1 protein-coding gene is annotated in these 722 nt (G+C 30.2%); it reads right to left on the bottom strand.

The window, feature by feature from the left end; translation table 11 throughout:
* Positions 1-347 (bottom strand): glycosyl hydrolase family 18 protein (locus tag DWX29_RS13060; RefSeq protein ID WP_347497670.1); only part of this gene is annotated, 347 nt, incomplete at its 3' end.
* Between the last annotated feature and the right edge of the window lie 375 nt (positions 348-722).

Here is a 722-nt window from a genome sequence, read left to right as displayed (position 1 = left end):
CTTCCAACTGAGTATCCAACGTTTGGATTCTGATAATCTGCCCATGTGTCTGTTGTGATTAAGTCTCCATTTGCATCTGCATCCATAAATGCAAAATTCAAATGTGTTATTAAACTTCCGTCAATCTTGTCAGGTGTAAAGTTTTTCTGTCCTGAATAAATTGACCAGTCACCGTAATACATTACGTTACGATACTTAGCAGTTGTTGCTGCCTTAACACTTGTACTTACTCTCTGTGGTAAAACTACACACCCCAAAGCCATTGAAAGTACTAAAACAAATGTTAACACGTAACTGCAAACTCTGCCAAATAACGAGTTTCTCTTTGTGAAATAGTAAAGACTCATTTTCTTACCTCCTCAATACATTTTTGTCTCATATTTGTTACCCATTTACATAGTAAAATTCAGTTTTCACATTTTCTTCACAAGTTTATCATTTTATATTTTTAAAGAAGAGTGTGTTTTTTTTATACAGGTATCTATTTTTTGTCAAAAACAAATCCATACAATTTTTGCCAATTATGTACAATAAAAAATCACCCAATTTTTTCTCTTTTAGAATTTATTTTTATACATTTTCCACAATTTTTTAGTTGTTTATATATTTTCTTAGTCGAGCGATACATTATTTAATGTAACTATGAACAAATTTGTTACTCCATAAAAAAAGATGCTGTTTCGATAGCAAATTAAATTTGCTATCGAAACAGCATCTTATAT

Source organism: Eubacterium sp. AF19-12LB (assembly GCF_003479125.1).
Classification (GTDB): domain Bacteria; phylum Bacillota; class Clostridia; order Lachnospirales; family Lachnospiraceae; genus Eubacterium_U; species Eubacterium_U album.
The sequence above is the reverse complement of the archived record's forward strand: the minus strand, read 5'-3'. Positions and strand labels throughout refer to the sequence as shown.